This is a genomic window from Flavobacterium crassostreae (assembly GCF_001831475.1).
In the GTDB taxonomy this organism is placed as follows: Bacteria; Bacteroidota; Bacteroidia; order Flavobacteriales; family Flavobacteriaceae; genus Flavobacterium; species Flavobacterium crassostreae.
The window spans coordinates 489,178-505,401 of record NZ_CP017688.1 but is presented as its reverse complement, the minus strand read 5'-3'; the positions used below and the strand labels follow the sequence as shown (position 1 = coordinate 505,401).

Here is a 16,224-nt window from a genome sequence, read left to right as displayed (position 1 = left end):
TTTGGTGATTTTGTCTCCAAAATTACACCAAATACAAAATATAACCTGCCAAAGCACCAAACAATACTATAAATGCGCTATTAATTTTAGGATAACCGAAGGTGATTAGCACACTAATCCCTGCAATGATTACGGTACGCCAATCCAATATAGCCTCTTTGCCCATTTGCAAACAAATAGCAAAGATAACGGCTACCGAGGCAGCATTTACGGCATCCAAAAAATACGAAAGGAACTCGAATTACGAAGTTTATGAACCAAAGGATTCAATAAAGCAACAAACAAAAACGAGGGTATGAAAATAGCAATAGTAGCTACCATAGCTCCCTGCAAACCATGGAGTTGGTATCCAACAAAAGTTACAGACGAAAAAACCGGTCCAGGTGTAAATTGGCCCACCGCAATGGCATCTATTAAGGTAGCTCTTGGCAGCATTCCGGTTGCCACAAGTTCGGTGTCCAAAAAAGCAAACAACACATAGCCACTACCGTAGAGCACGGATCCAATTTTTAGAAACAGCCAAAACAAATTCCAGTTAGTAACCGCTACCAGTGCTGTTTTAGGTAACTCTAGCGTCAGTAACTCTAGCGTCAGTAACGGTAGCCAGCTCCAGGTTGGTTGGTTTTTTATTTTTGAAAATGCCAAGGCTACTAATCCAGACCCAAAAAGAATATAAATTTCGTTAAATCGCAATAGCGCCAGCACCAAAGCAGCAATCCCAAGCAAAAGTAGGGGTATTGTTTTTAATGATTTTTTGGCCAATGGATAAATTGCAGCCAAAATAATGGCAATAATTGCAGGCTTGATTCCGTACAAAAAAGTTTTTACACTAGGTATTTGGCCGTAGTTTTGGTACAAATACGCAAAAACCCCCGTAAGGAGTACCGCCGGCAAGATAAAGCATAATCCAGCGACCACCAATCCCTTGACGCCTCCTTTTTCGTGGCCAATATGGATTGCCATTTCCGTGCTATTGGGGCCCGGTATCAAACTCGTGGCGCCTATAAGATCCAAAAAATGGGCCTCTGTTAGCCACGCTCTTTTGACCACAACCTCCTGCCGCATCATGGCAATATGCGCAGCAGGCCCTCCAAAGCCAATAAATCCTAACTTTAAAAACAAGGCAGCAATTTCTTTACAATCTACGTGCTTTTCCATTTTTTAATTTCTGTAGTTTTCTAAAAAATGCTAAAATAAATATAAAATGCATTGGGTTGCGTATTCAAAAATTAAATTTTAATTAAATACCCGGCAACCAACTATAAAGAGCTTAAGCTAGAGGGTTCAGACAAGTGGACTTAGCAGTTTTACACCATGTTTTTATCCGTGGTAAACCCTAGAGGCAACAATTTTGTTGTCTCTAATATCCAGAACCTCTGCAACCAATAGGGGCGCATCCTGATCCGTAATTCGGGTATATTCCATAAAAACACGGTCCTCATTGGTAGTCAAGGTACTTAGTTTATACTGCAAACCCGCTATGGTATCAAAGGCAGTCTGCCACCATTCGCGCAAAGCGTCTTTGCCCGTAATTAAGCCATTGGTAGCGGGGTTTTTTATTTTTAATTTTGGACTAAAGTGTACCGCTTGCTCGTCATACAAGCAGAGTAGTTTGTCTAGGTCTTTGTTGTTGAAAGCCTCGATCCATTTAAAGGCAATTGATTGTAGTTTTTCGGATGACATACGCAGTTTTGTTTCATAAAAAAAATCCTGATCACGAATGAAAAGGATTCTTATTCTTAAGGTTCTTATAAAAAATCTATACGTTCTTTAAATTGATGATTTCTTGAGCCGTTAGCAATCTCCAGTTTCCTCTTGGTAAGTTTTTTTTGGTCAAACCCGCAAAAGCAACCCGATCAATACGCAACACATCATAGCTAAAATGTTCAAATATAGAACGCACCACCTTCACATTTGCAGATCTTAATTTAAGACCAATTTCGCTTTTGGCTTCCCCTTCAATATAACTCACATCTTCCACAAAAACGCGGTGACCATCTAGAACTAATCCTTTATTTATTTTTTCTAAATCCTCAAATTTTAAGTTTTTATCCAAAGAAACGTGGTATATTTTAGAAGATTTCTGGCTAGGAAGCGTAAATTTTCTAATCATATCCGTATCATTGGTAAACAACAATAATCCGGTAGTATTTTTATCCATTCTTCCAATGGCGCCAATTTTAGCGGTGGTAGATCCTTTTACTAATTCCAAAACATTCCGAAACTCCTGGCCTTCATCCAAAGCCGTAGTAAAGTTCTTGGGTTTATTCAACAAGATATAGACTTTTTTCTCTGGAGTCAAAGTCGCCCCATCAAAATTAACCACATCTCCTGGTTTTACCATATATCCCATCTCCGTAACCGGAACACCGTTAACCTTAACGGTTCCAGATTGAATGTAGATATCTGCATCCCGACGTGAGCACGCACCAGAATTGGCAATATATTTATTCAAACGAATTTCGTCTTTAGCCTTAACCCTCTTTGGAGCTTGGTTTTGTTTTTTTTCTACTTTATCAGTAGCAGCAGTCTGGGCAACTTTAGTAGTTACTTTAACTTTTTTTGGCCCTTGAGCCCGTTTCTGCATGGCAGGTTTTGGCTTATTGGAATTTGGTCTGGAGCTATTTGCTCTCCCACCAGTTTTCTTACTATTGCCTTCCTTGTTATTCATAATAATCACTAATTTGCGCAAAGATACTATTTATATCATTGGCAATCAATAACCGTTGCCTAAAATGCGGGCCATCGTGTCCCCGCTTGGCGAGGTTGCGAAATTCGTAACCTTATATTTTCTGTTAAAGATAAAATTTCTTGCGAAACGTAAACGTGAACTTACCACAAAATTCGCAATCTTGCCAAACGGCTGTTGGCAGATGTTTTTATTTTTTTAAATAGTTTTATTTTTTTACTTTTACAATCTAAACATTTATATCGAATAATTAGTTTACCATTTTCATTCTTAAGTATATCAAAAACATCTTCTTTTGGTTTTTCATTATCGAATACTAAAATTAATTTACCTCCTGTAATATAGTATTTTCCAGTAAATATCATTAGAATATCAGTTGAAACTTGTTGTTCAAACGCCATATCAACTTTAAATATATAGCAATTTTTCCTTACACCAATTCCTGTAGAATCATATGTTTTTTTACGACAATACTCTCCTAAAATTGTATTTTGAGAATAAATATTTGAGCAGAAAAGAGCTGTAAATATTAATAAAATTTTTGATTTATTTAGATAAAGCATATTATCCATTAGTATTTTCATAGTTAAGAATGCAATTTTTATTTATTGATTTATCAAAGTATTGAATTCTCCGTTCTCCGACAAAATATCTGCCATCTATTGGATAGTCCGTTACAAAATGCGACTTTTTTTCAGGAGCAATTTCCCGCTTTCCACTCTATCTTTTACTTTTTAAAGAAAAAAGTAAAAGGATGCCGTTTCAATCGGGGCTAGAAAACCGCTTCAAGAATCTTTTTTTTTAGAACAACAATTCTTTTCCGTTCCATAACACAGACGGATTAATCAGCACAATACAAAACACTCCCGCCACAATAAGAAATTTCAAAACATTATGAAGCAACACATACTGCGCTTTAGTATTGTGTTTCCAGAGATGTCTCAAAAAGAAAAGCAGTACTATAAAACAACAATAAAAATAAATATCCATATACCCCACATCATACACATCAATTAAAACATACACCGGCACCACCGTTAAAAGCGTCAGCACACTAATGATTGTTTTAGAAATCTTCTCGCCAAAACGGATCGGAATAGTTTGGTAATTGTTGGCCAAATCTCCTTTAATATTTTCTAAATCCTTAATCATTTCTCGGATTAGCAATAATAAAAACAAAAAACAAGCATGTGCAAATATTACCGCAAAATGACTTTTGTAGGTTTCTATTTCCTCAAAGCTCATGTCATTATAATAATGCAACAGCAAGGCAAAAAAAGGAATCACCGCCATCACTGCCGCCGTCACATTGCCCACCACGGGGTATTTTTTTATTTTATGCGAATACAGCCAAATTAAAAAGATATAAGCAGAAAAAAACAACAACGCCCGCCAAGAAACCAGCAATGCCAGTAGAGCCGCCAAAAAATTCAACCAAAAATACACCCGGAGTTTTGTAGATTGACGCACCAATGTATCCAACATGGATTTGTTGGGTCGGTTGATTAAATCCTTTTGACTATCATAAAAATTATTAATAATATACCCAGAGGCAATCGTAATTGCAGAGGCAAAAACGAGCAAAAACAGATTAAAATCCAACAAAACCGCAATGGCTCTTTTCTCAGGAGCTAAAATAAATATAGCCGAAAGATACTGGGCCAAAATAATAATAGGAATATTGTATCCTCTAACTACAGAGAACAAACTGATTGTTTTTTTTAAAAAAAGCTGTTGTTTTTGGGATAATACCATGTTGTCTTAAAATAATAAAGCTTAAAATCACAAAGAATTTTAAGCTTTTCATTTGTTTTCTGAAGTGCTATTAAAATTGATAAACCACTTCAAGCTTGTATTCTTTCAAGGCAATTTTAGCACGTTCTAAATCTTGGGTAAAACCTAAGATATAGCCGCCACCGCCAGAACCACATAATTTTAGGTAGTACTCATTGGTGTCAATTCCTTTTTGCCAAATGGCATGAAATTGTTCCGGAATCATGGGTTTAAAATGACTCAATACTACTTTAGATAGTTTTTTGGTATTGCTAAACAAGGATTTCATGTCTCCGCCCAAAAAATTCTCCACACAAGCATCGGTGTGTTTTACAAATTGATTTTTTAGCATAGCCCTAAAGCCTTTGTCTTTTAGGTTTTCCATAAAGATGTGGACCATTGGTGCGGTTTCGCCTACTATTCCGGAGTCCAACAAAAACACTGCACCCTTGCCGTCCAAGCTTTGATTGGGGATTCCGGTTGCTTCAATATTGTCTTTAGAATTGATTAAAATAGGAATGCTTAAATAACTGTTTAAAGGATCTAGTCCCGAACTCTTACCGTGAAAAAAGCTCTCCATTTCTGAGAAGATAGTTTTTAATTCTAACAATTTTTCTCGGGTCAAGTTCTCCAAAACCGTGATTTTGTTCTGGGCGTATTTGTCATAAATTGCAGCAACTAATGCGCCACTGCTTCCCACACCGTATCCTTGCGGAATGCTCGAATCAAAATACATCCCCGAGGCAATATCGCTTGTAAGGGTAGCGATATCAAAAGCAACTAATTTTGGTTGCTGTATTTGTAGGCTTTCTAGGTAGGTTGCAAAACGGCTCAAACTTGCATTAGACTCCAAGGCTTCTGCCGAAGGATTTTCGTCTCTTTTTAGCGCACCATTATAAAAATTATACGGAATGGATAGCCCTTTAGAGTCTCGGATAATTCCGTATTCTCCAAAGAGTAGTATTTTTGAATAAAATAAAGGTCCTTTCATAATTACTTGTGAATTAACAATTGGTAATTTGTTTTATTTAATAAAAGTTGCCACTGGTTTGCCACTAATTAGCCATTGGCAATGCGCCATCTCCAATTTGATCACAAATGTACTGCCCATTTTGACAAAAGCCAACTAATTTATCCTTAATAAATTGCAAAACTTTTTCGGCCACTGCTTCGGGATACAATACATGTACGTTTGCACCAGCATCGAGTGTAAAACAAACGGGTATTTTTGTGTCTTTGCGGAAGCTCCAAATGGCAGAAATGATTTCAAGAGTACGGGGTTTCATTAAGATAAAATAAGGCATTGAGGTCATCATCATGGCGTGTAGGGTCAAGGCTTCGCTTTCTACCACCTTAATAAATTGGTCTAAATCCCCGCTTTCAAAAATGGCTTGCAATGTATCCAAATTTTCGTGCGCTTGTTCAAAACGTCTTTCGGCATACGGATGTTGGTGCATTAAATCATGTCCTAGGGTGCTGGAAACTTGTTTTTCGCCCTTATCTACCAGCAAAATCGTGTCTTGGTAGTTTTTAAAATTGGCATGCACCGCATTTGGAAATGGAATGCCGTATAAATCCGTACTTCCGGTGATGTTTTGTTGTTGTCCCCATACAACCAGCTGTCCTTTTATGCTTCGGCAAGCACTCCCAGAGCCCAATCGTGCCAAAAAAGAAGCTTTTTGATAAAAATAATCGTCTGTCATTGCTGGATTTAGAGCTTTTTCTAGGCTCATTAAACACAGCGCTAATGCTGCCATTCCAGATGCTGACGAGGCAATACCAGAACTATGCGGAAACGTGTTTTGGGTGTCTATTGTAAAATGGTATTCTCTTAGAAAGGGCAGGTATTTTTCTATTCGTTCTAAAAATTTTTGAATTTTGGGTTTAAAATCTTCTTTTGGTTGCCCTTCAAAAAGCAAATCAAACAAAAGTGTGTTTTGGTTTTCTTTTTTGACAAAAGTCAATTTAGTGATGGTCTTGCAGTGGTTCAGGGTAAAACTCACAGATGGGTTTGCGGGTATTTGCTGGTCTTTTTTGCCCCAATATTTTACTAAAGCAATATTGCTGGGAGCACTCCATTGAAAGCTGCCATTTTCTAAAGAGGAAGTGTGTTTTTTGGGTATAAAATAGTGTGTTGTTACCATGAATTATAAATTTTTACAAAGATACTTTTTTTTGTTTTATAGGTTTTTGCTTTATTTGAATTAATGCACAAAAAGTTTGCTTAAATTTGTGGTAGCAAGCCTTGTTTGCGCCTTTTTAAATACGATTAAATAAATACCACATGAATAAAATTACTAAAATACTCACCATTGTTGTTACTTGTTTGGCTGTAGGGTATTTTGCCGGAATTATAACCCGTGCTGAGATTCTAACTTGGTATCCTACCTTAATAAAGCCAAGTTTTAATCCGCCTAATTGGATTTTTGCACCCGTTTGGAGTATGCTCTATATCCTGATGGGGATTGCTGCGGGGCTGGTTTGGAGTCGCATGGATTTTGAAAAAGAATTGGTCAAGAATGCCTTGATGGTTTTTGCCATTCAGTTGGGGTTAAATTCTTTGTGGTCGTATTTGTTCTTTGGGTTGCATAATGTTTTGTTGGCCGGAATTGAGATAGTGCTGTTGTGGCTAATGATTTTAGAGACCTACAACCAATTTTCTAAAATTAATAAAATTGCAGGCTATTTGTTTTTGCCCTATTTGGGTTGGGTAAGTTTTGCGATGGTTTTGAATGCCAGTATTTGGTGGCTAAATAGGTAATCTCCAAGAGTTTTTTAATCCAAAAAATCCGAAATTAGGGAGCTTATATAGTCTTGCCAAAGAGGATTTAGGTTTGTGTTGGTTAGTGACTAGGGGCTAGTTTTTTGAATTCTATATTTTTGGAAAACAAAAAATCCATTATATGCAGTGTGTTGCCTGTAGCTGTTTTGGATTTGGGGTCGGCATCACAAAATTCCAGAAACAAATCTATTTGATCTGGTTTGAGTTGCAATTCTTCTAAAAAATACGACTCTTTGCAACTGGATTTTGCTAAATCTTTGAATAGAATTGGAGGAGCTTCTTTTTTGATGGGTTCTTTTTCTTTGGTAAATAAACCTACAAGCATTCCGGCAATTCGTTGAAGATTCGGACTGTTTTCTAACTCGCCAGTATACACTCCTAGTACTTTTGGAGTGGTTGCTCTTTTCTCTAAAGCATATTGGTCTATTTTGGTTTGTTCGTATGTAGTGTTGGTGCTTAGTTTTATAGATGGCATATTAGTAATGAGTACTTCTTTCAGTTCTTCTGCCTTTAAAATCAATTCAACAACCCATTCTCCGTTTGTAAATAGGTTAGGGTTCACGCTGCTCTTTTTTAGGTAGTGTTCTTTGGATATAAAAACAAGCACGTCGCCAGTTTTTGCAGCAATGCTAAATTTGCCTTGCGTATCGGTAGTGGCAAGCACTTTGGTGTTGGCATTAATGACTTCGGCGTTAAAAACGGGATACATTGCGCAGCTTACTTTTCCGTGTATAATTTGCGAAAAACCAGCATACACACAAGAAAACAGCAAAAAAAGCAGTAATTTTAGTTTCATAAGTAGCATCTAATAACTGGATAGTAAAGGTATTAGGATTTTCTTAATGAAAACTTAGTAAATCTGCAAAAGACTGTTAATTAATCCTAACTATTTGCAATTCCGTTTGCTACAATAAATCCGCTAGTCCATGCATTTTGAAAATTGAATCCTCCTGTAATGGCATCAATATTGACAATTTCGCCAGCAAAATAAAGGTTAGAATGCAGTTTGCTTTCCATGGTTTTAAAATTAATTTCTTTTAAATCTATTCCGCCAGCGGTAACAAACTCTTCTTTAAAGGTGCTTTTTCCGTTGACCTGAAAGGTTCCATTAGTTAGCTCTTGGGACAAATCCTGTAGTTGTGCTTTAGAGATGTCTGCCCATTTGGTTTCGGCCGGAATTTTGGCTGCCAGCACTAGGTTTTCCCACAAACGATTAGGTAATTCAAAGGGGGATTTTTTAGAAACGATTTTCTTGGCGTGTTCTTGTTTGATTTCTTTTAGCTTTTTATCGGCATCTGTGGCCGTAACGTTGTTTAGCCAATTTACATTAATGGCAAACTGATACTTTTGGTCGTGCAAAATCCGGGCTCCCCAAGCCGATAATTTTAAAACCGCAGGGCCACTCATTCCCCAATGGGTGATTAATAGCGGACCAGTAGATTCGAGTTTGCTGTTTTTTACTTTTACGGTAGCTAGTGTAGCAATGCCAGGCAAGTCTTTAATTCTGGGATCTTTGATATTAAAGGTAAACAAAGAAGGAACTGGATTTACAATGCCATGACCGTAGGTTTGTAGCATTTCCCATATTTTTGGGTTGCTTCCGGTGGCTAGGATTAATTTTTCGGCGATATAATTTTCGGACTGGGTTTCTATCTTCCAGAGCTCGTCTTTTTTAAATATGGATTGCGCGCTTTGTCCAGTCAGGATTTTGATGCCTAGTTTTTGAGTGGCTTCTAAAAAACAATCAATAATAGATTGGGAGGAGTTAGAAACCGGAAACATTCTTCCGTCGTCTTCAATTTTTAGTGCTACGCCATGTTTTTCAAACCATTCCATAGTGTCTCCTGAGCAAAATTGATGAAAGGGGCCGCGGAGTTCTTTCTCACCACGAGGATAAAAGCGTACCAATTCATTAGGTTCAAAGCATGCATGAGTTACATTGCAACGCCCGCCTCCAGAGATGCGTACTTTTTGCAATACATCGGCACCGCGCTCTAGTATGGCTACTTTTAGTTTTGGATTTTTTTCTACCAGATTAATGGCTGTAAAAAATCCTGCTGCACCACCGCCTACTATTAGAATGTTAAAATCGTGATTCATGTTTTTGTTATTTTTGCTTTAAGCAAAAGCGGCAATCTGTCGGGCTAATCGCAAAGGATTGGTTCTGGATGGTCGCTTTTTAGTCGGATTATGTCTTCGGTTTTAAGCAAAAAACAGAAGTTTTTATTGTTGTGTTTTCTGTTTTTGGTAGCTACTTGTTCGGGGATTGGTTGCTTTTTTGAAAACCAAACAATGTGTTATTTGGGTTGGCAGCCCGAGGAACAATTGTTAGCATGCTATTGCTTTTTTGGACAAAGGTAATTAAAATTAAAAAGCACCCATTGTATAGAATTGGTGCTAAATGCAAATGGCTTTTAGAATACGTTATGGGCAGTGGTTTGGCGTTCGACGTTGGTTTTAAAAAGCAAAAAAGGCTGTTCTTTTAAGAACAGCCTTGTTTGTGGTACCTCCAGGGATCGAACCAGGGACACATGGATTTTCAGTCCATTGCTCTACCATCTGAGCTAAGGTACCTTGCTTATTGCGGTTGCAAATATATAATGTTTTTTTGTTTACACAATGCTTTTTTAAAAAAAAATCTATGCTTACCTTCGCAAGATACAAAAAGCAGTATATGATTTTGATAATTGATGTAGGGAATACCAGGGCTAAAGCAGCTGTATTTGAGCAAGATAGTGTTCTGGAGTGGTTTGTTTTTGAGACAAAAGAACTTTCAAAAAAAATTACAGAATTATTGGTTCGTTTTCCCAAAATACACGCTATTGTAGTTGCTTCGGTGGTCCATACGCCCAAAGAAGCCTTTTTGGACGCTGCAAATGGTGTTGCTGTTTTCTTTATTTCCAGAACAGATCACTTTCCTTTTAACAACCACTATGCCTCGCCACAAACGCTAGGCATAGATCGGATGGTGTTGGCCTCTGGAGCTACGTTGCAATTTCCGGGTCAAAACCGATTGGTGATTGATGCCGGAACCTGTATTACCTACGATTTTATTGATGCTCAAGACAATTATTTGGGTGGTGCTATATCTCCAGGTTTGCGTTTGCGGTACCAAGCATTGCACCAGCATACCTCCCAACTACCCTTGCTCAGCTTGTCAGATCCAGATGGTTTTGTGGGTACTACCACAGACTCTTCTATCCATTCTGGAGTGGTAAATGGATTGGTCTATGAAATAGATGGATTTATTGCAGAATATAAGGCACTTGATTCAAATTTTATAATAATTTTAACGGGTGGCGATACAGAATTTTTGGCTAAACGATTAAAAAATACCATATTTGCCAATTCAAATTTTCTTTTAGAGAGTTTGTACCAAACATTTCAATATAAAATCAAAAATGATTAAAAAAATTATACTAAGCGCTTGTTTGCTTTTTACACTAGTTTCCTTTGCTCAAGAAAGCGCTTCTTCTCCGTATTCATTTTATGGTATAGGAGAGCTAATGTTTAAAGGGACAGTAGAGAACCGTTCCATGGCTGGAGTTGCAGTAGAGCAAGATAGTATCCATATTAATTTAGAAAATCCTGCCAGTTTTGCCAATCTAGCATTGACAAGTTTTACCGTTGGAGCAACCTATAACGGTACAAAACTGCAATCTAACTCCAAGGAAGAAAAAGCAAGCAGAACTACTCTAGATTATCTTGCCGTAGGATTGCCTTTAGGAAAATTAGGTGTAGGTTTTGGTTTGGTTCCCTATTCGTCGGTTGGCTACAAAATACAATCTTTGGCCTCTGTAGCGGATCAGAATAACAGCAGATACAACGGTTCTGGAGGTTTGAATAAGGCATTTGTAGGTGCGGCTTATAAAATAACGCCTAATTTTAATGTAGGTGCTGATGTTAATTATAATTTTGGAACTATAAAAACCAATAATCTAGAGTACATAACTGGAGTGACTTTGGGTTCTAGAGAATTAAGTACTTCTACTTTGTCTGGAGTAAATTTTAATCTAGGCGCAATGTATAAAAGAAAAATCACCCCAAAATTAAACTTTTATAGCAGTATAAATTATAGTTTAGAAAGCACGTTAAATTCTAAGAACACCCGCAATATTGCTACGGTATTTTATAATTATGCTTTTGATACCACAGTGGTAGATGTTTTGCTGGAAGAAAAAACAGAGAAAAAACTAACATTCCCTAGTAAGTTGTCTTTAAGCGCAGGTGTTGGAGAGTCCAGAAAATGGCTCGTTGGCGGAAAAGTTGCGTATCAAAAAGCAACCGCAGAGGCCAATACGTACAATGCAGTCGATAATGTTGGGTATGGTCGTTATGGTAGTATAAGTCTAGGAGGGTATTTTATTCCTAATTATGCCTCTTTTAATAACTATCTCGAACGAATTGTTTACCGAGGAGGTTTTAGATACGAAAAAACAGGCCTAATGGTTAACTCCAAATCTATAAACGACATGGCAATAACCGTAGGAGTTGGAATGCCAATTACCGGAAGCTTCTCCAATGTTAATGTAGGATTAGAATTAGGCAGAAGAGGTACAGCCGCAGCTGGTTTGGTGCGTGAGGATTACGCCAATATTAGTGTTGGGCTTTCCTTTAATGATAAGTGGTTTCAAAAACGAAAATTTGATTAGTATTGGTAATTATTATAACTCTGAGCCCTTATCTATAAATGATTTTATCTAAAAAATACAAAATAGTACCTGTAGTCACGGCAATAGCTGTGACTCTGTTTTTTGGGTGTGAGAGTAATTTTAAAGAAGTACAAAAAATTAATTTTACTGAATTTACCCCTAACGGCGATGCCGATAATGTAAATTTAAAATACACCGATTCTGGATTGGTTAAGGTAGTCTTGATAAGTCCCAAAATGCTTGACTTTGCCACGGTAGATTTTCCTTTTACCGAGTTTCCTAAAGGGATAGATGTTACTTTTTATGACGCCAATGCATCCAAGACTAGAGTTACGGCCAGATATGCCGTATCTTACAAACAAACTGGAATTATTGACCTACAAGGAAAAGTAAAAATAGCCACCGAAAAAGGGCAGTTGTTAGAGACCGAGCAATTGTATTATGACCAAAAGAACGAATGGTTTTTTACAGAAAAAAAATTTAAATTTACGGATGCAAAAGGAGTTTCTAATGGTCAAGGAATTGATTTTAGTAGAGACTTTAAAGTAGTACGTTCCCAAAAAATAACCGCTGCAATTGAGTCAGCAGAATAAAAAAACCAAAAAAACACCAGTATGAGCTACATGAAATTTACCCCATATATTTACCTTATTTTTGCATGCTATTTTGTTTATGATAGTGTAATGAAATGGAACGATCCTTTAGCAACGCCATTGTTGAGCTTGCTAATAGCAGGGTTGGCTATTTTTATGTTTTTCTTTAGAAGAAAATTTGCCAAAAGGATGGAAGATCGCAACAAAAAATCCTAGTTTATGGAAATTAGCATTATTATACTATGCTTAATACTGAGTGCTTTTTTTTCAGGAATGGAGATTGCATTTATTTCGTCCAATAAAATTTATCTTGAGATTGAAAAAAAACAAGATAATTTTCTGTCCAAAATACTGACAAAACTTACCGAAAAACCCTCCAAATTTATAGCAGCAATGCTTATTGGCAACAATATTGCCTTAGTGGTTTATGGGTTCTTTATGGGCGAATTGTTAATGCGTTGGATGGATTCTTTGGCGTACAATTTTTCGGACTTTTCTAACTTGCTGCTCCAGACCATTTTGTCTACCATGGTGGTTTTGTTGACGGCGGAGTTTTTACCAAAAGTTTTTTTTCAAATCTATGCCAATGTTTTGATTAAGGTTTTTGCTATTCCTGCCTATTTTTTTTACCAGCTTTTTTACTTTATTTCTACCTTTTTTATCTGGGTTTCGGATTTTGTTTTAAAAAAATTTTTTAGAACAGATGGCGATCAAATTCCTTTGTTTTTTAGTAAAATAGAACTTGGAGATTACATTACGGAGCAAATGAGTTCTGTTGAAGATGAAGATGAGGTGGATTCTGAAATTCAAATGTTTCAAAATGCGTTAGATTTTTCGAGTGTAAAAGCCAGGGACGTGATGAGTCCTCGTACCGAAATTGTTGCCATGGATATCTTTGAAACCGTAGAAGAATTAAAAGCTTTATTTATTGAAACGGGCTATTCCAAGGTATTGATTTATCAAAATTCGTTGGACGATATTTTGGGCTATGTGCATTCTTTTGATTTGTTCAAAAAACCAAAAACCATACAGTCTATTATAATTCCGGTGGAGTTTGTTCCGGAGACAGTTTTTATAAAAGACGTGATGAGCTTGCTGACCAAAAAAAGAAAAAGTGTAGCCGTAGTACTGGACGAATATGGCGGAACCTCAGGGATAGTAACCATTGAGGATATAGTAGAAGAACTCTTTGGCGAAATTGAGGACGAACACGATTCCGACGAAGCCTTAATAGAACAGGTGTTGGCAGAGGATAATTATGTTTTTTCTGCCCGTTTTGATGTAGAATACTTAAACCAGACCTACAAATTAGCAATTCCGGAGAGTGATTCTTACGGAACATTAGGAGGTTTCATTGTAGATTTTACCAAAGAAATACCTCTTGTTGGCGAAGAAATCACCATCGGGAATTATCATTTTCAAATAGAAGAAGCCACAAACAAAAAAATTGAATTAGTTAAATTAACCGTTAAAGAGTAATTTTTTTGTAAAATAAAACCCTACTAGTATAATTATTACTTAGATAATTGTATTTTCGCAAACTGAATATAAAATTAACAACAATAACAAATGGCAGTTTTATCAAAAATTAGACAACGTTCCGCTTTAATGATTGCAGTTATAGCATTAGGTTTATTTGCATTTATCATCGGTGATTTATTCAAAAGCGGTAGTTTTGACAGTACATCAAAAGACGTAGGAAGTATTAATGGAAATGGTGTTTCATTTGAAGACTTTAGACTTAAGGTAAGTAATGTTGAAAAAAGTGGCGAAGGAATTTCGTCAACCGCTGCAGCCAATAAAGTTTGGGACCAAGAGGTTTCGGTAGCATTATTAACTGCAGAATTTGATAAACTAGGTTTAAGAGTTGGCGAAAAACATATTTTGGAGGTGTTAAAAGCAGATCAAAATATTGGGCAAAACCCTTTGTTTCTAAATGCTGCGGGTATTTTTGATTTGGCTAAGTTTAAGGAATATTTTAAAACCAATCCTGCACAAGCACCATTTTTAAAAGAAAGAGAAAAAGATGCCGAGTTAAATGCAAAGTATCAAATTTACAATACCTTAATTAAAGCAGCAGTATATACTACACAAGCCGAAGGAAAACTACAATACCAAATGGAGGCTGACAAAGTTAGTTTTGCATATGTTGCTGGATTGTATTCTACCGTTAAAGACAGTGATGTAAAAATTACAGATGATGAAGTTGTAGCCTATATGAAGAAAAACGAGAAAAAATTTAAAGCAGATGAATCTCGTGAAATTGAATACGTTTTAATAGAAGACAAAGCCTCTAAACAAGACGTAGAAGAAGTTAAAACTAAAATTACAGGCCTTTTGAACGGAAGCGTAGTTTACAATCAAGAGACCAACAAAAACGATACTTTGTCTGGATTTAAAACAGCAAAGAATACGATTGAATTTGTAAATACTAATTCAGATGTAGCCTTTGATTCTACCTATGTAGCCAAAAAAGACTTACCAGCTATAGATGCAGATAAATTATTTAATTTAGCTCCTGGCGAAGTTTATGGGCCTTATATGTACGGAAAATATTACTGTATATCTAAGTCTATGGGTAAAAAAGCAGGCGTTATTGCAAAGGCAAGTCATATTTTGATTAGCTACCAAGGAACAAAGGTGCCTAACCAAAAAGAGCAAAGAACCAAAGAAGAAGCCAAGGAAAAAGCACAAGAATTATTTGCTCAAATTACAGCTAATCCAGACAGTTTTTTAATGATGGCTTTTACAAGTTCCGATGATTCTTCGGCACAACAAGGTGGGGATTTAGGTTTCTTTGGACCTAACCAAATGGTAAAACCATTTAATGATTTTGTTTTTAACAACAGCATTGGCAAAATAGGTTTAGTAGAAACAGATTTTGGTTTTCATATTATAAAAATCACAGATAAACAAGATGGGATCAAGTTGGCTACAGTAGCACAGAAAGTAGAAGCATCTGAGGCAACAGCAGACAGGATTTTTACCCAATCTACCAAATTTGAGATGGAAGCTGCCGAAAAAGATTTTGCGAAACTAGCAAAAGAAATGGGACTTACTATTGCTGCCCCAGTAACAGTATCTGCCATGCAAGAAAACTTTGGAACCCTTGGGAACCAAAGAACAATTGTTAGATGGGCTTTCGAAAAAGATTCTGAAATAGGTGCCGTTAAACGTTTTGAAGTTGCCAATGTAGGGCATGTAATTGCTCGTGTAAAAAGCATTGATGACTCTGGTTTGGTATCTGTGACACAAGGAAGGTCTTATGTAGAGTCAATCCTTAAAAACAAGAAAAAAGCAGCAATCATAAAAGCAAAAATGACAGGAAGTTCCCTAGAGGCTATTGCCAAAACGGTAGGAGCAAGCGTACAGCAAGCAACGGATGTTACTCTAGACAATCCTACATTAGGAGCAGTTGGACAAGAAGCTCAAGTGGTAGGTACTGCTTTTGCTTTAGCAAAAAATAAAATCTCTGCCCCAATTGAAGGCAATACAGGAGTATATGTGGTTAAAAATATGGCTACCTTAAAAGCGGTTGCTTTAAAAGATTTTACACCATATGTATCTAAATTAAAATCGCAATCTGCTGGATATGCCAATAGAGTATTGCCGGCACTTAAAGATAATGCAACTATTGAAGACAATAGAAAACAGTTTAATTACTAATAATATATTAAGTAGTTATTATTAATTTCAAAAAAAACTCGATACAAAGTATCGAGTTTTTTTAGGTCT

At 36.5% G+C, this 16,224-nt stretch carries 15 protein-coding genes, 1 tRNA gene and 1 pseudogene; 7 read left to right on the top strand and 10 right to left on the bottom strand.

Features of this window, described 5'->3' with window-relative positions:
• Positions 1 to 22: 22 nt before the first annotated feature.
• The 7 genes and pseudogenes from chrA to LB076_RS02235 all read right to left on the bottom strand — a co-directional run bounded on the left by chrA (position 23) and on the right by LB076_RS02235 (position 6,606).
• Positions 23 to 1,158: pseudogene (chrA, locus tag LB076_RS02265) on the bottom strand (chromate efflux transporter).
• Positions 1,159 to 1,320: 162 nt separating this feature from the next.
• Complete coding sequence (locus LB076_RS02260) at positions 1,321 to 1,683, bottom strand: nuclear transport factor 2 family protein (protein ID WP_066335450.1); 363 nt, start codon at positions 1,681 to 1,683, stop codon at positions 1,321 to 1,323.
• Between the two features lie 76 nt (positions 1,684 to 1,759).
• Positions 1,760 to 2,671, bottom strand: coding sequence for a pseudouridine synthase (locus tag LB076_RS02255; protein ID WP_066335444.1), 912 nt, complete (start codon positions 2,669 to 2,671; stop codon positions 1,760 to 1,762).
• Positions 2,672 to 2,832: 161 nt separating this feature from the next.
• Positions 2,833 to 3,273, bottom strand: coding sequence for a hypothetical protein (locus LB076_RS02250; protein ID WP_066335442.1), 441 nt, complete (start codon positions 3,271 to 3,273; stop codon positions 2,833 to 2,835).
• 217 nt (positions 3,274 to 3,490) lie between these two features.
• The gene (locus LB076_RS02245; RefSeq protein ID WP_066335439.1) at positions 3,491 to 4,444 is read right to left on the bottom strand and encodes a geranylgeranylglycerol-phosphate geranylgeranyltransferase; all 954 of its coding nucleotides are present in this window, start codon (positions 4,442 to 4,444) and stop codon (positions 3,491 to 3,493) included.
• 70 nt (positions 4,445 to 4,514) lie between these two features.
• On the bottom strand, positions 4,515 to 5,453 hold the full coding sequence (locus tag LB076_RS02240; protein ID WP_066335437.1) for a mevalonate kinase family protein: 939 nt from the start codon (positions 5,451 to 5,453) through the stop codon (positions 4,515 to 4,517).
• A 64-nt stretch (positions 5,454 to 5,517) separates the two neighbouring features.
• Positions 5,518 to 6,606 (bottom strand): diphosphomevalonate decarboxylase, encoded by a 1,089-nt coding sequence (locus LB076_RS02235; protein WP_066335432.1) that lies wholly within the window; start codon positions 6,604 to 6,606, stop codon positions 5,518 to 5,520.
• A gap of 140 nt (positions 6,607 to 6,746) precedes the next feature.
• Here LB076_RS02235 and LB076_RS02230 point away from each other — a divergent pair, with 140 nt between their 5' ends.
• Positions 6,747 to 7,223 carry a TspO/MBR family protein gene (locus LB076_RS02230; protein ID WP_066335429.1) on the top strand — a complete coding sequence of 159 codons (477 nt, stop codon included), beginning with the start codon at positions 6,747 to 6,749 and terminating at the stop codon, positions 7,221 to 7,223.
• Positions 7,224 to 7,305: 82 nt separating this feature from the next.
• Here LB076_RS02230 and LB076_RS02225 read toward each other — a convergent pair whose 3' ends face one another.
• The 3 genes from LB076_RS02225 to LB076_RS02215 form a co-directional block, all read right to left on the bottom strand.
• Positions 7,306 to 8,040 (bottom strand): hypothetical protein, encoded by a 735-nt coding sequence (locus tag LB076_RS02225; protein WP_066335426.1) that lies wholly within the window; start codon positions 8,038 to 8,040, stop codon positions 7,306 to 7,308.
• 86 nt (positions 8,041 to 8,126) lie between these two features.
• A complete protein-coding gene (locus tag LB076_RS02220; protein ID WP_066335425.1) occupies positions 8,127 to 9,344 on the bottom strand; it encodes a BaiN/RdsA family NAD(P)/FAD-dependent oxidoreductase in 1,218 nt (405 codons plus the stop codon).
• Between the two features lie 401 nt (positions 9,345 to 9,745).
• Positions 9,746 to 9,818, bottom strand: a tRNA-Phe gene (locus LB076_RS02215).
• Positions 9,819 to 9,918: 100 nt separating this feature from the next.
• Here LB076_RS02215 and LB076_RS02210 point away from each other — a divergent pair.
• From LB076_RS02210 to LB076_RS02185, 6 genes are all read left to right on the top strand, one after another.
• Positions 9,919 to 10,653: a type III pantothenate kinase gene (locus LB076_RS02210; RefSeq protein ID WP_066335489.1), complete on the top strand. Its 735-nt coding sequence runs from the start codon at positions 9,919 to 9,921 to the stop codon at positions 10,651 to 10,653.
• A complete protein-coding gene (bamG, locus tag LB076_RS02205) occupies positions 10,646 to 11,896 on the top strand; it encodes a BamG family beta-barrel-assembly machinery protein (RefSeq protein WP_066335424.1) in 1,251 nt (416 codons plus the stop codon). Before LB076_RS02210 ends, bamG begins: the two co-directional genes overlap by 8 nt.
• Before the next feature lie 38 nt (positions 11,897 to 11,934).
• Positions 11,935 to 12,489 carry an LPS export ABC transporter periplasmic protein LptC gene (gene lptC / locus LB076_RS02200; RefSeq protein WP_066335421.1) on the top strand — a complete coding sequence of 185 codons (555 nt, stop codon included), beginning with the start codon at positions 11,935 to 11,937 and terminating at the stop codon, positions 12,487 to 12,489.
• Between the two features lie 21 nt (positions 12,490 to 12,510).
• The gene (locus tag LB076_RS02195; RefSeq protein WP_066335419.1) at positions 12,511 to 12,705 is read left to right on the top strand and encodes a hypothetical protein; all 195 of its coding nucleotides are present in this window, start codon (positions 12,511 to 12,513) and stop codon (positions 12,703 to 12,705) included.
• 3 nt (positions 12,706 to 12,708) lie between these two features.
• Entirely contained in the window at positions 12,709 to 13,968 is a 1,260-nt protein-coding gene (locus tag LB076_RS02190) for a hemolysin family protein (protein ID WP_066335417.1), read from the top strand.
• A gap of 90 nt (positions 13,969 to 14,058) precedes the next feature.
• Positions 14,059 to 16,155, top strand: coding sequence for a peptidylprolyl isomerase (locus LB076_RS02185; RefSeq protein ID WP_066335413.1), 2,097 nt, complete (start codon positions 14,059 to 14,061; stop codon positions 16,153 to 16,155).
• Positions 16,156 to 16,224 lie beyond the last annotated feature (69 nt).